This window comes from Paenibacillus xinjiangensis, assembly GCF_059686975.1.
Map to the genome: position 1 here is coordinate 38,053 of NZ_JCAALS010000002.1, position 18,776 is coordinate 56,828.

Genomic DNA, 18,776 nt, shown 5'->3' on the forward strand with positions numbered 1-18,776 from the left:
ACAGCAGCTGCGGGGCGTTCGTGCTTTTTGATTTAACCTTTTGAGCTTGTCTGCTTCAAGGCTATAATGGTTGCAACCCGGGGGTGATGTCGTAATGATAACAAGATTGTTCAACAAGCTGGTCGAGCCGTTCAAACGCAGCATTAGGAATAAGCTGATACTCGCAATGATCGTATTGGCGATTGTGCCGATTGCCGCTATAACGGGGCTTGCTGCCGACAACAGCCGCGTCTCCATGGAGACAGAAGTGATTGCAACGAACGAATCCAATATGAAATGGACAGGTGTATACGTAGGTGACCAATTCACACAATTGAATAATTTTATTTATAGTGTGCTTATTAGTCCTCATCTCAGCGAATATTTGGCGAATGCGGAGGAGGGTAGTCCGTCCACGCAATTCACGATACAGAAGAATCTAATCGAGACACTCAATAATTTGTTCTACTCTGCGGGCAATCAGGTCATCGGAGTGGAGATGTATCTAGCTGAGCCCCACAAGATGTTTATCGTTAACGCATCGCAAAATGATATTGAGTCAGTAGCCGCTCATCCGGAGCCCTTCCAGACAATGTTGGTCAACAACGAAGACTTTATGGTGCGGACAGACGAGGAGCAGCCTGATCAATTCCAATTAATTAGAAGCATTAACCGCTTCGAGAATCAGGATCGCCTTGGCTATATTTCCTTGCGGATTCGATGGTCCATGTTCGATCAGACGCTCGAACTGCTAGGTCGCGGCGATCAGCAGCAGCTGCTTATTGCCAGCGGGGAGGGCGAGGTACTCTATTTGCCAGGTGGTCATGACGTGCCAGAGCGGACGCTGGAGCATATACGGCAAGAGGATGAAGGACAAGGCTACTACAGGACGGATGATGAATATGTGTTTTACAATACGATCGATCCGGTTAATCTCCGCCTCATTAACATCGTTCCAAGAAGCGTGATTAATGAGAGCGCGCTTGCTACGATGCGATTTGGGTTCATCGTCGGAATTATTTCGGCTATCGCTGCAATCATTATGGCCATATTTCTCGCTTGGCGCCTAGCTAACCCTATTGTGCTGTTGGCGAGATCGATGCAAGGACTCGGCCTTATAAGAGAGACGGAGATTCCGATCAGCAATCGCGTCGATGAGATCGGGCTTCTAGAGACGAAGCTGAACAACATGTCTCTGCGAATCAAAGAACATATTAAGAACGAATATAGTATTACGCTTGAGAAAAAGACAGCGGAGCTCAAAGCCCTTCAGGCTCAGATTAATCCGCATTTCCTACAAAATACGCTGCAAATGATCGGCAGTATGCTGTTCACCAAGCCGCCTGCGGAATGTTATGCCATTATTCGTTCGCTTAGCGAAATGTTCAGATATGTCATTCGTGATCCTGATCATCTGGCAACGTTAAAGTCCGAGATGAGCCATCTCGATAATTATATGAAAATTCAGCAGCAGCGCTTCGGAGCAAGGCTTGCGTACAAGGTGCAGCAGAATGAGGAGGCACTTGCGAGTCCAATTCCTAAGCTCACACTGCAGCCTATTGTGGAGAATGCTTTTTTCCATGGACTGGATACGAAGCCGGGAGATTGGCAGCTTAGCGTTGACGTCTACAAGGAAGAGAGTACAGTGCATATTCGCATCAGGGATAACGGCATCGGTATGAGCGCTGATCGGCTGGCTCTCGTCAGGAGCAGGCTGGGCGGGCCCAGCGGACAAGCATGGACGACCGGCAACCGGATTGGCATTCAGAATGTCGCAGCGCGAATCAAGCTGCATTTTGGCAGAGAAGGCCATATAACGATCCATAGCGAGCTTGGAATAGGCACAACGGTAACAGTAAGCATACCACTTGGCGGGGGGAGTCAGACTTGAGTAATCGCATTAAAGTGCTGTTAGTAGACGATGAAGGGTGGACACGGGATATTATAAGGACGTTCGGCAGCTGGGATGCACTGAACATGACTATTATCGGAGAAGCGGAGGATGGCATGGAGGCGCTGAGGCTGGTTGAAGAGCTTGCTCCTCAGGTTGTTATTACAGATATGCGCATGCCTGGTGTTGACGGCGTTAGATTGCTAGAGATGCTGCATAAACGTTATCCCGATATTAAATCGGTTGTAGTCAGCGGCTACGATGATTTTCAATATGCGAAGCATGCGCTCCGGTTCGCAGCAGTCGATTATTTGCTGAAGCCTGTGGACCCAATGGAGCTCAACGCTGCTTTGCTCAAATGCAAAGAGCAGGTGGAGGCTGCGCAGCCTGACATCCATGTCCGAGGCTTGGATATCGATGTCTCTTATCTGCTCTCTCCGTTCAAAGCCCGCCTGCGCAGCTACTACAATGAGCTTAATTATGAAGGCGTCGAGTCGACGCTTAATCAATTGCGGGTAGAGCTCGATGCGAAGGCAGTTGTGAAGCCAGCTATGCTGGAGCAGGTTGCGCAGGAGCTGCTGGTGCTGCTTAAGGAGCTGATGGCGGTTAATTCACAGAGTGCGGACAGCTTGAAGTTCTCCTATGAATCCAGCACGTTCGAGTCGCCTAGCGGCACAACGGCTTTTTTGCGGGTGTGCTACGGACATATGCTGGATCAATTGATCCAGCTGCGCAAGTTCAAGAACAAGCTTAATCTGGAGGAAGTTCGCAAGTTTATGGATATGCATTACGCCGAGCCGATCACGCTGGAGCAGCTAGCGCGAAGCTTCTATGTGAGCAAAGAATATTTGAGCAAGATGTTCAAGCAGGAGTTCGCTTGCAACATTACGGATTATTTGCTGACCTTGCGAATGGACAAGGCGAAGGAATGGCTGCTGGACGAGAACATTCCGATTAAAGCGATTGCCGAAATGGCAGGTTATGAGGATGTGACTTATTTCTATCGCGTATTCAAAAAGCGCTTCGGTATCGCTCCAGGCGAAATGCGTAAAAACAACGAGGTTTAAAATTGTCCAACAAAAGTGTACAAATCCGTCCAATTAAACGCTTTCATAAATCAGTTACACTGAACATGTAAACAATACAAGGCAATTGGGGAGGTCGTCACCAATGAGAAAAATGTTAAAAGGCATGTTGGTTACAGCACTTGCAGTTACACTTCTGGCGGGCTGCGGGAATAATACGAGCAGCAATAGCAAGCCCAGAACAAGCGGTGAAGCGAAGAGCGTTAAGCTGAAGATTTTTATTGCACAGCCACGGCTTAAAGAGCATTACGACAAATTTATTGCCGACTTTGTTGCCAAAGAGAAGGCCGACAAGAACATCGATGTTTCGGTACAGCTTGAGATGCCAACAGCTGACAATGCGGCTCAAATCTTGAAGACGCGTCTTGCATCCAATGATGCCCCTGATATTTTTGCACTTCATGCAATCAATGAGATACCGACCTATTACAAAGCTGGCTACCTGGAGGATCTGTCCACTCAGCCATTCGTAGGCAAGCTGCTAGACAGCATTAAGCCTGCGGTAACGACCACGGATGGCAAGGTCGTTGCAGTTCCGTTAGAAACATTATCTTGGGGCTTCTTGTACAACAAGGAGATATTCAGCAATCTTGGATTGACGCCTCCGACGACGCTGACAGAATTGAAAGCGATTGTAGAGAAGCTGAACGCGAACAATATTACGCCGTTTGAATTGTCCTACAAAGAGTCATGGGTACCGCAATTGATACTTCCGCTAGCGGCTGGGGCCATGATCAACACCGAGAATTCAGATTTCATTGAACGGATGAACAAGGATGAAGGCTCCTTCACTGAAATCAAATCAGCGATCTTCGATGTATTCGACCTGATTAACAGCAACGGTACAGAGCGTGCGACCGAGGTTGGCGCAGATGACGGAGCAGCAGCGTTCGCATCAGGCAAAGCGGCTATGTGGCTGCAAGGTCCATGGTATGCGGAGACAATACTGAAATCGAATCCTGACATTGAATTTGGTGTAGCGCCGCTGCCAATCAACGATAACGAGCAAGCGACGATGATCAACCTGAGCGCGTCTACGTCTCTAGCTGTTTCCAAATCGAGCAAAAACAAAGAGGTAGCGCTTGATTTCATCAATTATGTGCTCGATGACCAAGCCTCCAACGATTTCTTCCAAGTCCTGAAGTTTAATCCCATCGCGACTGTTCACACGTATGAGAGCTATCCATGGGTGAATGATGCAACCGCATATGTAAAAGAAGGCAAATCATATCAGGACCCTGCCATTCCGCAAGCGGTCAAGGATGAGGTCGGCAAAGGCTTGCAATCGTATTATGCGGGCCAAATTTCGCAGGACGATGTTGTGACTGCACTGGATAAAGCGTGGAAGTCATTCAACAAAGTAAACAAATAAACAGATATTCGGGCATGGTGGGAGCGCAAGCTCCCCACCTGCTTGCTGAGAGAGATCAGATTATCACATGGAGGGGGCGTAACCGATGCTCGCCAAAGGCTTTCGCAAATATGCTACATTTATAACATTTATCGCGCCAGCATTTGTTTTATATGCCGCTTTTCTATTAATCCCGACAATAGGCGGGATGTTCTACAGCTTTACGGATTGGAATGGACTCAATACAGATTATGATTTTATTGGAATTGGAAACTTCGTGGAAGCGCTTAAAGAGGATCCGGACTTTATCAACTCGCTGCTCTTCACGCTTAAATATGTATTGTTCATGATCGTACTGCAGAATGTAATTGCGCTTGGTCTTGCCGTGCTAATCGAGACACGGACGCGCAGCAAAGGGTTTTTCCGCACCATCTTCTTCATGCCGAATATGATCAGTATGATTATCGGTGCTTTTATGTGGACGTTCGTGTTCGCGCAGGTGCTCCCGCAATTGGCAGAGAGGACAGGCATTGCCTTCTTCGGTCAATCCTGGATCGGCGATCCGAATGTATCGTTCTTCTCTATCCTTATCGTTTCCTTGTGGAACGGCGTAGGCTATATGATGATTATTTATTTGGCCGGGCTGCAAGGCGTTCCGCAAAGCTTGAAGGAGGCTGCTGTCATTGACGGCGCAACGCCGTTCCAGACGTTCCGCAACGTTACGCTACCTATGATTACACACGCTATCACGATCTGCTTCTTCCTGACGCTTAATGGCGCATTCAAAGTGTTCGAGGCGGTATATGGACTTACTGGCGGCGGCCCAGGCCGCAGCACGCAGGTAATTACGATGAATATTTACGAAGAGGCTTTCTCGAACAACTTCCGTTATGGTTATGCGAGCGCCAAATCGGTTATTTTGTTCATTATTATTCTGATCTTCACCTTTATTCAAATTCAGGTTATGAAAAAACGGGAGGTAGAGGCATGAGACAGAAAAAATCAACATCGCTGCTTATTGGCATTCTACTGACAATCGGTGCAGCTATCTCCTTCTTCCCTATCTATTTGGCCATTATCAACTCCTTCAAGACGCAGGGAGATATGTTCCGCTCATTCGTTTCTCTGCCTACCAGCATTAGCTTTGACAACTATGTGCAGGCCTTTGATAAAATAAATCTGCTGGGCAGCACCTTGAACTCGGTTGTTATATCGGTGCTAGGCATTGGCGGCATCGTGCTGTTCGCCTCGCTTGCCGGCTACAAGCTGTCGCGAACAAGCGGCAAGCTGAGTCAGTTTATTTTCTTCCTGTTTATCGCATCCATGCTTGTTCCGTTCCATTCGATCATGATTCCGCTCACTAGAATGGCCAAATCGTTATCTGTGCAAGGAAGCACCTATGGTCTGTCCGTTATTTATATCGGATTAGGTGTCAATATGGCCATTTTCTTGTATCATGGTTTTGTGAAGTCGATTCCTCGCGAGCTGGAGGAAGCGGCGCAGATAGATGGCTGCAACGAGTACCAGACGTTCTTCAAAATTATCTTTCCCTTGCTAGTACCCATTACGGTTACCATTGCTATTCTTGATTTTCTCTGGATCTGGAATGACTTCCTGCTGCCGCTGCTCATGCTGACAGACTCGGCGGACTTTACCCTTATTTTGTCTACGAATACACTGTTCGGCGAATACAACAAGGACTGGTCATTAATCTTGTCTGCCCTCGTGCTGACAGCTATTCCGGTCATTATCATCTATGCGTTCTTCCAGCGCTTCATTATGCACGGCATTGCCGAAGGCGCGGTCAAAGGCTAATCGAAGGAGCGGATCCACTTGGACAAATTATTGTATGGTGTTGCTTATTATGATGAATATATGCCTTATGAGAGGCTTGATGAGGATATTCGGATGATGAAGGAGGCGGGCATTAACGTTGTCCGCATTGCCGAGTCTACCTGGAGCACTCATGAGCCGCACAATGGGGTATTTGATTTCACCTCGGTGGACCGCGTGCTTGATGCTATGCATGGGGCGGGCATTCATGTCATTGTCGGAACGCCGACCTATGCGGTTCCGACTTGGATGGTCAAGGAGCATCCGGAGGTGCTCGCAGAGACGCCTCGTGGCCTAGGCAAATATGGTGCCCGCCAGATCATGGACATTACAAGTCCAGCCTATTTATTCTATGCGGAGCGTATTATTCGCAAGCTCATCTCGCGAGTTGCTAGTCATCCCGCGGTAATCGGCTATCAGACGGATAATGAGACGAAGCATTATGATACGGCAGGAGCGAATGTTCAGCTGCGCTTCGTTAAATATATGCGTGATACTTACGGTGATCTCGACGTAATCAATAGCCGCTTCGGTCTCGATTATTGGAGCAACCGAATCAACAGCTGGGAGGACTTCCCTTCCATGGTTGGAACGATTAACGGCAGTCTAGGCGCTGAATTCGCCAAGTTCCAGCGAACGCTTGTTAACGAGTTTCTGGCTTGGCAGGTATCGCTCGTGAATGAATACAAGCAGCCTGGACAGTTCGTCACGCAGAACTTCGATTTCGATTGGCGCGGGCATTCGTTCGGGGTTCAGTCAGCAGTGGACCATTTTGCAGCTGCGGTGCCATTCGATATTGCAGGTGTCGATATTTATCATCCTTCACAGGATAAGCTGACGGGCATTGAGATTGCCTTCGGCGGTGATATGACACGTTCGCTTAAAGACAGCAACTACCTGGTGCTGGAGACGCAAGCGCAGGCATTCCCTAATTGGACCCCATATCCTGGTCAGCTTCGCCAGCTTGCATTCAGCCATCTGGCATCGGGAGCTAATATGGTCGCTTATTGGCATTGGCATTCCATTCATAATTCCATTGAGACTTACTGGAAGGGCTTGCTGAGTCATGATCTTGGCCCGAACCCTGTCTACAATGAGGCGAAGACGGTCGGCGCCGATTTCCAGCGTCTGAGCGCTGAGCTAGTCAATCTGCGCAAAACGAACAAAGTCGCGATGCTGGTTAGTAATGAGGCGTTAACGGCAATGGAATGGTTCAAGCTGCCGGACGGCAAGCTGTACAATGATGTGGTGCGTGCGCTCTATGACGAGCTGTACAAGCTCAATGTGGAATGTGATTTTATTTCTCCTTCGAGCACGGAGCTGGACCGTTACAAGCTGATTATTGTGCCTGCCCTATACGCGGCACCGGATGCTTGCTTGCAGCGTCTGAACGAGTATGTACAAGGTGGAGGCCACGTAGTCTACTCCTTCAAAAGCGGCTTTGCCGATGAGACTGTGAAAGTGCGCCAGTCGCAGCAGCCGGGCATCATTCAGGAAGCATGCGGCGTAACGTACAATATGTTCATTGTACCTGAACAGGTTGGACTGCGTGGTCCAATTGCAGCTGAAGGCGAATCAGCGGCTGTCACATCATGGATGGAGCTGCTGACACCTGGATCGGCTGAGGTGCTTGCTTGGTATCAACATAAGCAATGGGGAGAGTACGCTGCTATTACGCGTAATCGGTATGGCTCGGGTACTGCGACTTATATCGGATGCTTGCCGGAAGCGGGCATTATCCGCCGAGTGCTGGAAGGCGCCGTACAGGAGGCAGGGCTATGGGGAGTGGAGCAGGAGCTGTCATTCCCTATCATTACCCGTGCGGGCATTAATGGTGCGGGCAACCATATTCGCTATTACTTCAACTATTCCAGCGATGAGACAGCCATTCATTATCCGCATGGCGATGCTGTAGAGCTGTTGTCAGGCAACTTGGTCAAGACAGGAGACAGCGTCAGACTCCCAGCTTGGGGCGTTGCTATACTAAAAGAATAGTGAAGAGAAAAAGGCTCAACATGAGCGGCGCATAGCCTCCTGTTGAGCCTTATTTGTTGTTTTTGGTGCATAAACAGCAGCAGAGCAGAACGAATGATTCTGAAGAAGCGTAGCGTTCGCCTTTGTTTCCGGATTGCCCCATTGGGCAATTGTTCAAGCAATCCGGAAACAACAGCGATTGTAAGAACATTCGTCCTGCGCAGCAGTATGTTAATCCTTATCCTTACTTTATTTCGAATTAACCTGCAAATTACGCTGAATAAGTGCAATGCGCTGCTCTACACAAGCGTGAGAACGGAGCGGGTCCTCAGGTGTGTTCATGACGTAGTCGAGCAGGCGGTCGATCGTCGTTGTAGCGACATGGCAGCGAGTATCCGATGACGCATAATAGAGGAACACATCGCCGTTATCACGCGCAATAATACCGTTGCAGAAGGCTACATTCGACACGTCGCCGATTCTCTCTTCTCCTTCAGGGGCGAGCAGGTGGCCGCCAGGGCGATGAGTGACCCTGTTCGGCTCATTCAGATCCGACAAGAAAGCATAGAGCACATAACGCAGACCAGCAGCGGTGTTGCGTACGCCATGAGCGATGTGCAGCCAGCCTTTCTCGGTTTTGATCGGAGCAGGGCCTTGGCCGTTCTTCACTTCTTTGATTGTATGATAGTGGCGCTCATCAATGATGCTCTCACTCTCGATAACCGCGTTCTCGATGGTTGCCGACAGCCCCCAGCCAATACCGCCGCCTGATCCCGTATCGATGAAGCCATCCTGTGGACGAGTGTAGAAGGCATACTTGCCATCAATAAATTCAGGATGAAGCACCACGTTGCGCTGCTGATTGGAATTGGTCTTCAAGTCAGCGAGCCGCTCCCATGAAGTTAGATCCTTCGTACGCACAATTCCGCATTGAGCAATAGCGCTGGACAGATCTCCAGGGCCTGCAGCTGGGTCTTTGCGCTCCGTGCAGAACAGGCCGTAGATCCAGCCGTCCTCATGGCTCACCAGCCTCATGTCATAGACGTTAATATCGGGGTTCTCTGTCTCCGGCAGCAGGATCGGAAGATCCCAGAAGCGGAAGCCGTCGATCCCGTTGTCGCTCTCAGCGATTGCGAAGAAGGACTTGCGGTCATTGCCTTCTACACGGGCGACCAGATAATATTTGCCGTTCAAGTAGATGGCACCGGGGTTGAACACACAGTTGATGCCCAGTCTTTCCATGAAATAAGGATTCGTAGCCGGGTCGAAATCGTATTTCCAATGAAGTGGGGCGTGAGCGGCCGTCAGCACGGGATGCTCGTATCGCTCATAGATGCCGTTCCCGTTCATAATAGGCGTATTCGGGCGTTGTACAAGTGCTTCATATTGTGTGGTTAGCTGTGATTTTCTTTGTTCAAATAGACTCATTCGTGATCTCTCCCTCTCTCAATTAACTCAAAGCATGCTCTAGCATTATGATAAGGACATTTCCATACGCCGGCTTTAGGATGGCCCGTTGTCGGGACACCTTCGCGGGTAACGCTCCAATACCATTCCCCGTTAGCTTTATCGACGATATATTGATCGATGAACGACCAGCTCTTCTCTGAAGCTTCCAGGAACTTCGTGTCCCCGGTCAGCTGGTATGCATTGAAGAAGCCTACTACTGCCTCGGCTTGCGGCCACCAGTCTTTATCCGTATCGATTAGTCCAGTACTGTCAGCTTCGTTGAGCAGACCTCCATCTGTATCCACGCCCTCCGCATAAGTGGCCTCTGCCATGCGGATTGCCGCTTTCTTGGCAGCGGCGAGGAGCTCTTCATCGCCTAATACTTCAGCTGCCTCATGCAGCAGCCAGCTTCCCTCGATATCATGGCCATAGGAGATTAGGTCGGATTTGACCTCCCATTCCTCGTTGAAGAAGAGATTGAAATGGGCGGTATCGGCATCAATGATATGCTCCATCGTGATTTCGATAAGCTCCTTCAGCTTCACTCTAAGCTCATCAGACCTCCACACCCGATACAGGTTCGTATACGCCTCGAGTACATGGAGATGAGTATTCATTGATTTCCGCTCGAGCCGATCTTTACCGCTTAGGCTGTAATCATCGGTCTCCTGCCACTCCCGGGAGAGAGCCTCCCAGTAGCCTTTATGAAGAGAATCATAGCCATACTTCTCTACCGTACGGAACAGTTCAATCGCATAAGCCAAGGCACTCTCATCACCAGTTGCCCGGTAATATTCGGATACCGCATAAATAACGAAGGATTGACCATAGATTTGCTTCTTATCCTGCGAAGCCTTGCCGTTCACGTCAACCATCCAATAGAGTCCGCCATATTCACGATCGTAGAAATGCGCGGTTAGGTATTGATAGGCACGGTCGGCTGTCTGCAAATATTGTTCATTGCCAAGCAGACGATAAGCTGCCGCGAACGTCCATAGAATGCGAGCGTTCAGCACCAGACCTTTATCGGCATCGGCATGGACGGTCATGTCCTGACTAATCTCTCCGATGAAGCCTCCGTGCTGCTCATCAATCGTGTTCTTCATCCAGAAGGATAGGATGTTGTCCTTAAGCTCAAGCTCAATCGCTTCAAGCCAGCTGCTTTTTACGGTTGTCACTGAGCATTCACCTCTTTCGTCCTTGTTTTACTAGCGTAGTAGCTGCCTACGATAGCTTCTGCTTTCTTGGCATACAAGCAGTAATCATCATTCTGAGTAGCAAGCTCAGGCGGATATAGAATGGCCGGCCAATCCCACAGCATGAAGCCGCCGACCCAGTCGCGCTTCTCACAGCTTGCGAACATTGCTTCATAGAAGTCCGCCTGTGCTTGCTCACTTGGGGCTCCCTGCAGTCCCCAGTCATTCGGAATAGAAGGCGAGCCTTCCCGGCTTGGACAGCCAGCTTCCATGAAGAAAAAGGGCTTGTCATAGTGCTTCACAACCGGTTCAATACGAGAGAGCTGTTCCTCCCATTGATCGATCGGGTAGTAGCCGCTGGAAGAGATGACATCAACCGCATCCCACCATTTCACTTGATTCTCTTGATATTTATCGCAATTATACGTAATGATGCCTGAATAAACGGCTCTTACTTCTTTAATTAGCTGGCGCCACTCGGATTCCCTGCGGTCCGTCTGCACCATTTCGCAGCCAATACAGAGCATCTCACAGCCAGTTTCCTCAGCAATCTTCGCGTAATGCACCATGAAGCGCGTATAGGAAGCGAACCATTCCGACCATTTGGGCTCACAAGGAACATTAATATCAAAAAAGTTAATATGTGCGCGCCAAGTGCCGTCAGCACAGTTCACCACCGGCTTCAGACAAACGTTCAATCCGAGCGACTTCGCTTTGCGGATAGCGAAGGTGATTTCCTCGTCCGTAACAGTAGGCTCTTCCCAATAAGTAATTTCAGTCGCTTGTGGATGAGCTTGATGTGCCCCGAATGTAATAGCTGCCCAATTGAGCTTCAGATTCTCAGCCATAAGCTCCATGGATTGCTCAGCTTGCTCACCTGTCCAAGTACCGCGTACGCCAGTCCAGCCCCAGGTCATTCCGGCGATATATGGTGTAGTCATGTTCATCGTCGTCTTCGCTCCGTTCATCGGTATGTTTGTTAGCATAATAAACTAATAATTTATATAACAAGTAAACATGATAAGGGTGGCTGTTGGCAAGAGGGTAATGAAAAAAAGTGTTTTTTCTAATGTCATCCTAAGACTAGAAAAGACAATGTAGACCATTTCAACAGGCTCTCACATGAAGTAAACTCAAGTTGCAAGCGTTGCCAAAACAATTCTTAGGGGGAAAAAGAAATGAAGAAGGTTTTTAAGTTAGCAGTAGTATCTTCTGTTATGCTAACAATGTTAGCGGCTTGTGGTGGTGGGAACAACGCTAACAACACACCAACTACAGAGCCAGCAGCAACGAACAACACGAATAACACTGCAACTGAGGCACCTGCATCAGAGATTACAGGCGAAGTTATTTTCCTTACCAACCGGACAGATATGATCGACAAAGAATACAACGATTATGAGAAACGTTTTGAAGATAAATACCCAGGCGTTGATCTTCAATTCGAAGCCATCACAGATTATGATAAAAACCTCAAAATTCGTATCGCTTCAGGCAAATTCCCTGATGTCGTATTCACGCCTACGATTGCTAACAACGAATTGCCTAAATATTTTGCGCCACTAGATGATATCGCTTTCTCGGATGAGATTTACTTCAAAGACCTGAAGGCGAATGAAGGCCAAATGTACGGTATTTCCTCTGGTGCTTCTACAGTAGGCGTCGTGTACAATAAAAAAGCTTTCGCACAAGCAGGTATTACGGACATTCCGAAAACCTATGATGAGTTCCTTGCAGCAGCACAGAAGCTGAAGGATGCAGGCATCGTGCCGCTGGCTTCCAACTTCAAAGACAAATGGCCGCTAGATGCATGGGTTTATGATGTTACTACAATGATTGCAGGAGCTGCTGACCACCAGAACAAACGTGCTGAGACAGATACGCCGTACACACTTGATAACGCTTACGGCAAATCATGGAGCATCTTGAGAGAGCTCAGCGAGAAGGGCTTCCTTGAGAAAGATATTAACTCCACGAACTGGGAGCAATCCAAAATTGACGTAGCACAAGGTAAATTCGGTATGTACTTGCTGGGTAACTGGGTTATTAACCAAGTTATCGGCGCTGGCGCTGCAGCAGAGGATGTAGGCTTCTTCCCGTTCCCAACTGACAATTCAGGTCAAGCCAAAGCGCCTCTTAACCCAGATTTCTTCTATGCGGTTAACAAAGACGGCAACGTAGCAGCAGCTAAGGCTTTCGTACAATGGATGATCGAAGAGTCAGGCTATGAAGATTTTGCAGGCTTTATTCCCACATTGAAATCCAAAGAGCCTAAGCTTGCACAGCTGGCTGAGTTCAACAGCTACAATGTAACGTTCTTCGAGCCTGCTTCTCCAGTAGATGCAGCTACAGAAATCCAGAACAAAGCGCAAATCGATCAAGCTGCAGTCGTTCAAGAGTTCGTACTCGCGAAAGACCCGCAAAAGGTATTGGATAAAGTAAATGCAGCATGGGCCAAAGCGAAGAAAGATCTTGGTCTGTAGGACTGTAAGTAACGTCAGGATGGGTTACTCGGGTAGCCCATCCTGCTTCTTTCCATTAAAGATAAAGATAATGAGTTGTGGAGGAGAGGGGATTTCCCATGCTAAGTAGCCTTTCTTTTAATGCACAGAAGAGAATAATTATTATTTCCTTTATTGCTGTGCCATTGATATTGCTGTTTACCTTTGCCTATTATCCAGCTCTGGAGCTGTTCCGTTTAAGCTTCACAGATTGGGATGGGTTAAGTCCAGATAAGTCCTGGATCGGCTGGTCCAACTATAAAGAGGTATTCTCCAATCCAGAAATATTTGGCGTGTTCAAAAATAACTTTGCTTATTTCGCCGTAGGTATCGTGCAGAATATCGTTGCTATTTATTTCGCTGTTATACTCAACAGCAAGCTGAAAGGGAAGAACTTCTTCCGACTCGTCCTATTCCTTCCTTATATTCTGAATGGCGTTGCCGTAGCTTACTTATTCGGTTTTGTATTCAATACAACAGAAGGCTCACTGAACTATGTACTTGGTCTAATAGGTCTTGGCTCAGAGACTAGCTGGCTTGGAACTGAGGGACTAGTCAACTATACACTTGCTTCCATTGGCTTCTGGCGCTTCATGGGCTTCAATATGGTCATTTATTTGGCAGCCTTGCAATCTATCCCAAGTGATATTTACGAGGCGGCCTCGATCGATGGGGCGAACGGCTGGCAGAAATTCACGAAGATTACATTACCGAATATTTATAAAATCATTGAGCTGAACCTGTTCCTAACGGTAACCGGAGCATTGGAAGTATTCGACCTTCCATTCGTCCTGACGAACGGTGGACCTGCAGGGGCAAGTGAAACCTTTGTCATGAAAATTATCGAGACTGCGTTCCAATTTAACAACTATGGTTTGGCATCAGCGATGAGCGTAGTGTTGTTAGTATTTGTAGTATTAGTATTGTCTGTACAGCGCTTCTTATTGAAAGGGAGGGATTAGGAATGACCAAGGAGAATAAGCTGTGGAGCTCACTTAAATATTTATCGCTAATTCTTGGGGTATTTGCTGTCCTGTTCCCTCCGTATATAATAGTCATTAATGCGTTCAAGACGAAGGATGAGTTCTTCAATAAAGAATCGATTGCACTGCCTGACAGCTTCCTGAACTTCGATAATTTCGTCAGTGCCTTCAAGCAGGCCAACCTGCTGCATGCCTTCGGCAATACGTTGTTTATTGTGGCTGTTACACTCATCCTTAATATCATCATTGGATCAGCCTTCTGTTATGCAGTGGGGAGATTCAACTTCAAGTTCAAGGGCGTACTGGTTGGCCTGTTCCTGTTCGCGACCATTATCCCGCAGATCACGACGCAGGTGGTTAACTACAAAACCGTGCTTTCACTAGGCTTAACGAACAACTTATTTGGTCCGGTGCTCATTTATATTGGAGCAGATATTATGCAAATTTATATTTTCCTGCAGTTCATCCGCAATATCCCTTATGAGCTGGATGAGAGTGCAATGATCGAGGGAGCATCCTTGTTCAAAATCTATCGGTCGATCATATTCCCGCTGCTTGCACCAGCTACTGCGACCATTATTATTCTAAAAACGATTAGTATCTATAATGATATGTTCGTTCCGTTTCTGTATTTGCCTCGGGCGGAGCATGTTGTAGTCTCGACTGCGCTCATGCGGTTCTTCGGAGTGAACAGCGGGGACTGGCAGATGGTATCCTCGGCAATCCTTATTATTATGATCCCAACGGCAATCATGTATCTGTTCTTACAGAAATATATCTTCGCAGGCGTGACCAGCGGGGCGGTGAAGTAATTTTCGTGGCTTAAAGGAGTGGGGGTAGCTTGAAAATAATCATTGCGGACGATGAAGAGGTCATTCGCCTCGGTTTAGAAAAGATTATGTCCAAGATGGATCTGGACATTGAGGTTATAGGATCTTACGGCAACGGGATGGATGCCTTGACGCATATTTCCAAGCTTGACGCGGGTGAGCTCGATGCTCTCATTACCGATATCAAAATGCCTATGATGGATGGGCTTAAGCTAATTGAGCATGTACGTGACAAGGCAAAGATGTTCCCAATCATCGTTTTGAGCGGCTTCAGTGACTTTGAATATGCACGTACTGCTCTTCGCTATGGCGTACTTGATTATTTGCTTAAGCCGATTGATAAAAGCCAGCTGTATGATATTTTGTGGAAGCTAAGGGTCGTTAAGAAAGAGGAAGAGGCGCTCAAGAAGCCTGATGCAGGTAGTGTCGACAAGGAGCATCATGTTATTGAGCAGATGAAGGCTATTCTGGAAAAAGAATATGATAAAAATTTCGAGCTGGAGCGTATTTCAGCTACAGTAGGAATGAGCGGAAGCTACTTAAGCCGGCTGTTCAAGCTTCAGACCGGAATGACCGTAACGGATTATCTTATTCAGATTAGAATGGACAAGGCCAAGCAGTTCCTCACGGATCACCCCAACCTGAAAAACTATGAAATCTCCCAGCTTGTTGGGTATAGCGATGCCGTCTATTTCAATAAGCTGTTCAAAAAAATGGTCGGCGTGACGCCCAAGGACTACAAGGTGAAGTATCGCTAGATAGTGATGGACTACGAAGATCGTGCAGAGGAGGACCAGTACCGAATGATTCGGTCTGGTCCTTTTTACATAGTTTTTCATAAAATATAGGGAGAGACCATTGAAATTATAGGAAAACAAAGTTACACTTATAAATGATAATGAGAATTGATATCATATAAAATTTCACAGATGAATTTGATTATAACTATACGGGCATAGCCGTCACATACTGGAGGAAATAATGAGCGAGCAACTGGAGTTATACGATGTAACGATTATTGGCGGAGGCCCTGCGGGGATGTACTCCGCATTCTATAGCGGGATGCGTGATATGAAGACCAAGTTGATTGAAGCACGTGATAGGCTCGGTGGAAGAATGCTCTTTTATCCGGAGAAAATGATCTGGGATGTAGGCGGCGTCACGCCTATTCTATGTGAGAATCTAATTAAGCAGCTAGAGGAGCAAGCCCGGACCTTTGATCCGACGATTATTCTTGGCCAGCAGATTGAAGATATGGAGCGGCAGGAAGACGGAACGATTATACTTACTACTACTACTGGAGAGAAGCACTGGACCAAAACAGTCATTATGGCTATTGGCTACGGTATATATAAAATGGCTAAGCTTGAGATTGAAGGGGCAGATCGTTATGAGGTAACGAATCTGCACTATACCGTACAGGAGCTTGAGCCATTCAGAGGGAAGCATGTGCTTATCTCAGGAGGCGGAGATTCTGCAGTCGATTGGGCGAACGAGCTGGAGCCGCTTGCGGCAAGCGTGACTGTCGTACACCGCAGAGATAGATTCGGCGGACTTGAGCGTAATGTGCTGCGGATGAAGGAATCATCAGTCAACATCAGAACGCCTTATGCGGTAGAGAAGCTGCATAGCAACAACGGAAACAGTATCGATCAAGTAACGATCACGCATGTGGAAACAGGTGACAGCGAGGTGCTTGATGTCGATGCGATTATCGTTAATCACGGGATGAAGAGTGACTACGGACGGATCCGTGAATGGGGTTTGAACATGGGCGAATGGCACACACCGGTTAGCCCTAGGCTTGAGACGGATGTGCCTGGCATCTTTGGAGCAGGTGACTTTGTTGAGTATGGCAGCAAGCTATACCTCATTGCAGGTACGTTCACAGATGCTGCACTCGCGGTCAACAGCGCGAAGATCTATATCGACCCAGAAGCAGACAAGGTAGCTTATGTATCCTCCCATAACAGCCGCTTCAAGGAGAAGAACAAGGCACTCGGCGTAGTGGAAGAGGTCTAATCATTCTTATAACAGTAACTGCAACAGCAATACCGAATTTGGTATTGCTGTTTTTTTGTGCCGCGGTTATTTCTATGTTAGTTGCCTTCAATGTTAGGTGTGAGCGCTCGGGGTGAACTACAGCGAAGGAACAAGGACCTGTCGGTATGCTTCTGGCGAGGATAAGCTAGTTGGAGGGATATCATTCATTAATTAGGCCCTCTCCGAGGATAGAGAAGCAATGCCATTCTTGTCCTTTGGGCCACTCTCCCCCCAGCTCAGGTAGATTGAGAAATTTAGAATTCCTCGTTGTGGGCAAGCTCATTCCTGATCATTGAATGCCCAGATGTATTATTAACTGTAATATATCGGTGGGATTTCTACCGCTCCTCTTTCTGAGCTAAAGGGAGAGTGCCTCAAAGTACGAGAAAAGGTGCACTGCTTTTCTTACTGAGCTAAAGGGAGAGTGCCTCAAAGTACGAGAAAAGGTGCACTGCTTTTCTTACTGAGCTAAAGGGAGAGTGCCTCAAAGTACGAGAAAAGGTGAGGGTTAGATTAGATTAGATTAGTAATAGCAACTGTTATATTGAACAAGCCGGGGTCTTCCGCTGGGGGAAGGCTCCGGCTTGATTTCATGCAGTTATTTATTTTGCTGGTTTCACATATAGACGGCTAGTCTCTTCCCATATTTCTCCGGGCTCAAGTCCGACTAAACCGATTTGATCAGCAGGCAGTGCTACATTCGGTGCATTCACCAGATTGAGCTGTGGCTCTGGGCAGAAGAAGCCCTTCGTCGCATTGTTGTTCCAGATCATCCATTGCTTGTAGGCTGTGCCCGCATCGTAGACCAGAGTTACTTGCTCATTCTTGTCAGTAAGCTCCATGCGGTTGCGGCCGTTCTGAGGCTCTACCGTATAATGATTGTCCATTGCATCCCAGAAAGGATTGAGGCCTGTCGTGCTCATTGCCTCTTCTACACGACCAAGCGGTTGGTAGTTCCCTGTTGGCAGCATGCGCTCGTTAAGCTCCCAGCGCTTGCCGATTGTCAGTGTAAAGTTATAATCATCTGATGTGCTGTTCGGTGCGAATGGCGCATTAATGGCTGTATGGAAAGCGATCATGCATGGCATGGCATCTGTTCCTTCATTATGTACAGAAACATGCTGGAAGAGTCCATCACCATTCAGTGCATAACGAAGCTTAATGCTGAAGCGATGCGGCAAATATTGATAGATCGGATGGCTGTCGTCGACTGACAGCTTAAGTGCGACGAAGCTTTCTGTTTTGGTTACTCCGAAGTCTTCCACACTCCACACCGCTGTATGAGCAAACCCATGTAGATGATTGCCAGTATTGAGTTCATTGACTGGGAAGCTGTAAGATTTGCCATTCCATTCGAACTTTCCGTCTTGATAGCGGTTCGGAGGGAAGAGGACGGGAATTCCGTGAACACCGGGGCTTGCTTTGAAGCCTTCCATTTCTTCTAGTGCAGGCTCACGCAAAAACTTATAACCTTGCTCAATGTCGCGGAACAGAATAAGGTTGGCTCCGATTTCCGGCAGTACTGCCGCTTCGTAAGCACCCCATTGCAGCCATACGGCTTGCTCGCCATTAAATAGTTTCTCGAATGCTTGTCCTTGAGTAGTCATAATAGCCTCCTAATGGTTGTACGCTGGACGTTAAGCCAGCTTTATTACGTCTAT

At 47.7% G+C, this 18,776-nt stretch carries 15 protein-coding genes; 11 read left to right on the top strand and 4 right to left on the bottom strand.

Going from position 1 to position 18,776, the window contains the following annotated elements:
* Positions 1–94 precede the first annotated feature (94 nt).
* The 6 genes from AC6ESP_RS02230 to AC6ESP_RS02255 all read left to right on the top strand — a co-directional run bounded on the left by AC6ESP_RS02230 (position 95) and on the right by AC6ESP_RS02255 (position 8,134).
* Positions 95–1,870, top strand: coding sequence for a sensor histidine kinase (locus AC6ESP_RS02230; RefSeq protein ID WP_497095048.1), 1,776 nt, complete (start codon positions 95–97; stop codon positions 1,868–1,870).
* The gene (locus tag AC6ESP_RS02235; RefSeq protein ID WP_497095049.1) at positions 1,867–2,937 is read left to right on the top strand and encodes a response regulator transcription factor; all 1,071 of its coding nucleotides are present in this window, start codon (positions 1,867–1,869) and stop codon (positions 2,935–2,937) included. Before AC6ESP_RS02230 ends, AC6ESP_RS02235 begins: the two co-directional genes overlap by 4 nt.
* A 103-nt stretch (positions 2,938–3,040) precedes the next feature.
* Positions 3,041–4,327, top strand: coding sequence for an ABC transporter substrate-binding protein (locus AC6ESP_RS02240; RefSeq protein ID WP_497095050.1), 1,287 nt, complete (start codon positions 3,041–3,043; stop codon positions 4,325–4,327).
* Positions 4,328–4,412: 85 nt separating this feature from the next.
* Positions 4,413–5,297 carry a carbohydrate ABC transporter permease gene (locus AC6ESP_RS02245; RefSeq protein WP_497095051.1) on the top strand — a complete coding sequence of 295 codons (885 nt, stop codon included), beginning with the start codon at positions 4,413–4,415 and terminating at the stop codon, positions 5,295–5,297.
* The gene (locus AC6ESP_RS02250) at positions 5,294–6,121 is read left to right on the top strand and encodes a carbohydrate ABC transporter permease (protein ID WP_497095052.1); all 828 of its coding nucleotides are present in this window, start codon (positions 5,294–5,296) and stop codon (positions 6,119–6,121) included. Before AC6ESP_RS02245 ends, AC6ESP_RS02250 begins: the two co-directional genes overlap by 4 nt.
* An 18-nt stretch (positions 6,122–6,139) precedes the next feature.
* A complete protein-coding gene (locus AC6ESP_RS02255; protein ID WP_497095053.1) occupies positions 6,140–8,134 on the top strand; it encodes a beta-galactosidase in 1,995 nt (664 codons plus the stop codon).
* 228 nt (positions 8,135–8,362) lie between these two features.
* Here the strand turns inward: AC6ESP_RS02255 and AC6ESP_RS02260 are convergent, their stop codons facing one another.
* The 3 genes from AC6ESP_RS02260 to AC6ESP_RS02270 are packed head-to-tail and all read right to left on the bottom strand — an operon-like array spanning position 8,363 to position 11,744.
* Complete coding sequence (locus tag AC6ESP_RS02260) at positions 8,363–9,541, bottom strand: glycoside hydrolase family 130 protein (RefSeq protein WP_497095054.1); 1,179 nt, start codon at positions 9,539–9,541, stop codon at positions 8,363–8,365.
* Positions 9,538–10,740, bottom strand: a complete 1,203-nt coding sequence (locus tag AC6ESP_RS02265; protein ID WP_497095055.1) for an AGE family epimerase/isomerase — start codon at positions 10,738–10,740, stop codon at positions 9,538–9,540. The genes AC6ESP_RS02260 and AC6ESP_RS02265 overlap by 4 nt, the downstream gene beginning before the upstream one ends.
* Complete coding sequence (locus tag AC6ESP_RS02270; RefSeq protein WP_497095056.1) at positions 10,737–11,744, bottom strand: glycoside hydrolase family 113; 1,008 nt, start codon at positions 11,742–11,744, stop codon at positions 10,737–10,739. The genes AC6ESP_RS02265 and AC6ESP_RS02270 overlap by 4 nt, the downstream gene beginning before the upstream one ends.
* A 192-nt stretch (positions 11,745–11,936) precedes the next feature.
* Here AC6ESP_RS02270 and AC6ESP_RS02275 point away from each other — a divergent pair, with 192 nt between their 5' ends.
* The 5 genes from AC6ESP_RS02275 (at position 11,937) to AC6ESP_RS02295 (ending at position 17,094) form a co-directional block, all read left to right on the top strand.
* A complete protein-coding gene (locus AC6ESP_RS02275) occupies positions 11,937–13,241 on the top strand; it encodes an ABC transporter substrate-binding protein (RefSeq protein ID WP_497095057.1) in 1,305 nt (434 codons plus the stop codon).
* A gap of 98 nt (positions 13,242–13,339) precedes the next feature.
* On the top strand, positions 13,340–14,221 hold the full coding sequence (locus AC6ESP_RS02280; protein WP_497095058.1) for a carbohydrate ABC transporter permease: 882 nt from the start codon (positions 13,340–13,342) through the stop codon (positions 14,219–14,221).
* Between the two features lie 2 nt (positions 14,222–14,223).
* Complete coding sequence (locus AC6ESP_RS02285) at positions 14,224–15,054, top strand: carbohydrate ABC transporter permease (protein WP_497095059.1); 831 nt, start codon at positions 14,224–14,226, stop codon at positions 15,052–15,054.
* A gap of 29 nt (positions 15,055–15,083) precedes the next feature.
* Positions 15,084–15,830 carry a response regulator transcription factor gene (locus AC6ESP_RS02290; protein WP_497095060.1) on the top strand — a complete coding sequence of 249 codons (747 nt, stop codon included), beginning with the start codon at positions 15,084–15,086 and terminating at the stop codon, positions 15,828–15,830.
* Positions 15,831–16,053: 223 nt separating this feature from the next.
* Positions 16,054–17,094, top strand: a complete 1,041-nt coding sequence (locus AC6ESP_RS02295; RefSeq protein WP_497095061.1) for an NAD(P)/FAD-dependent oxidoreductase — start codon at positions 16,054–16,056, stop codon at positions 17,092–17,094.
* A gap of 623 nt (positions 17,095–17,717) precedes the next feature.
* Here the strand turns inward: AC6ESP_RS02295 and AC6ESP_RS02300 are convergent.
* On the bottom strand, positions 17,718–18,722 hold the full coding sequence (locus AC6ESP_RS02300) for an aldose 1-epimerase (RefSeq protein WP_497095062.1): 1,005 nt from the start codon (positions 18,720–18,722) through the stop codon (positions 17,718–17,720).
* Positions 18,723–18,776: the final 54 nt, after the last annotated feature.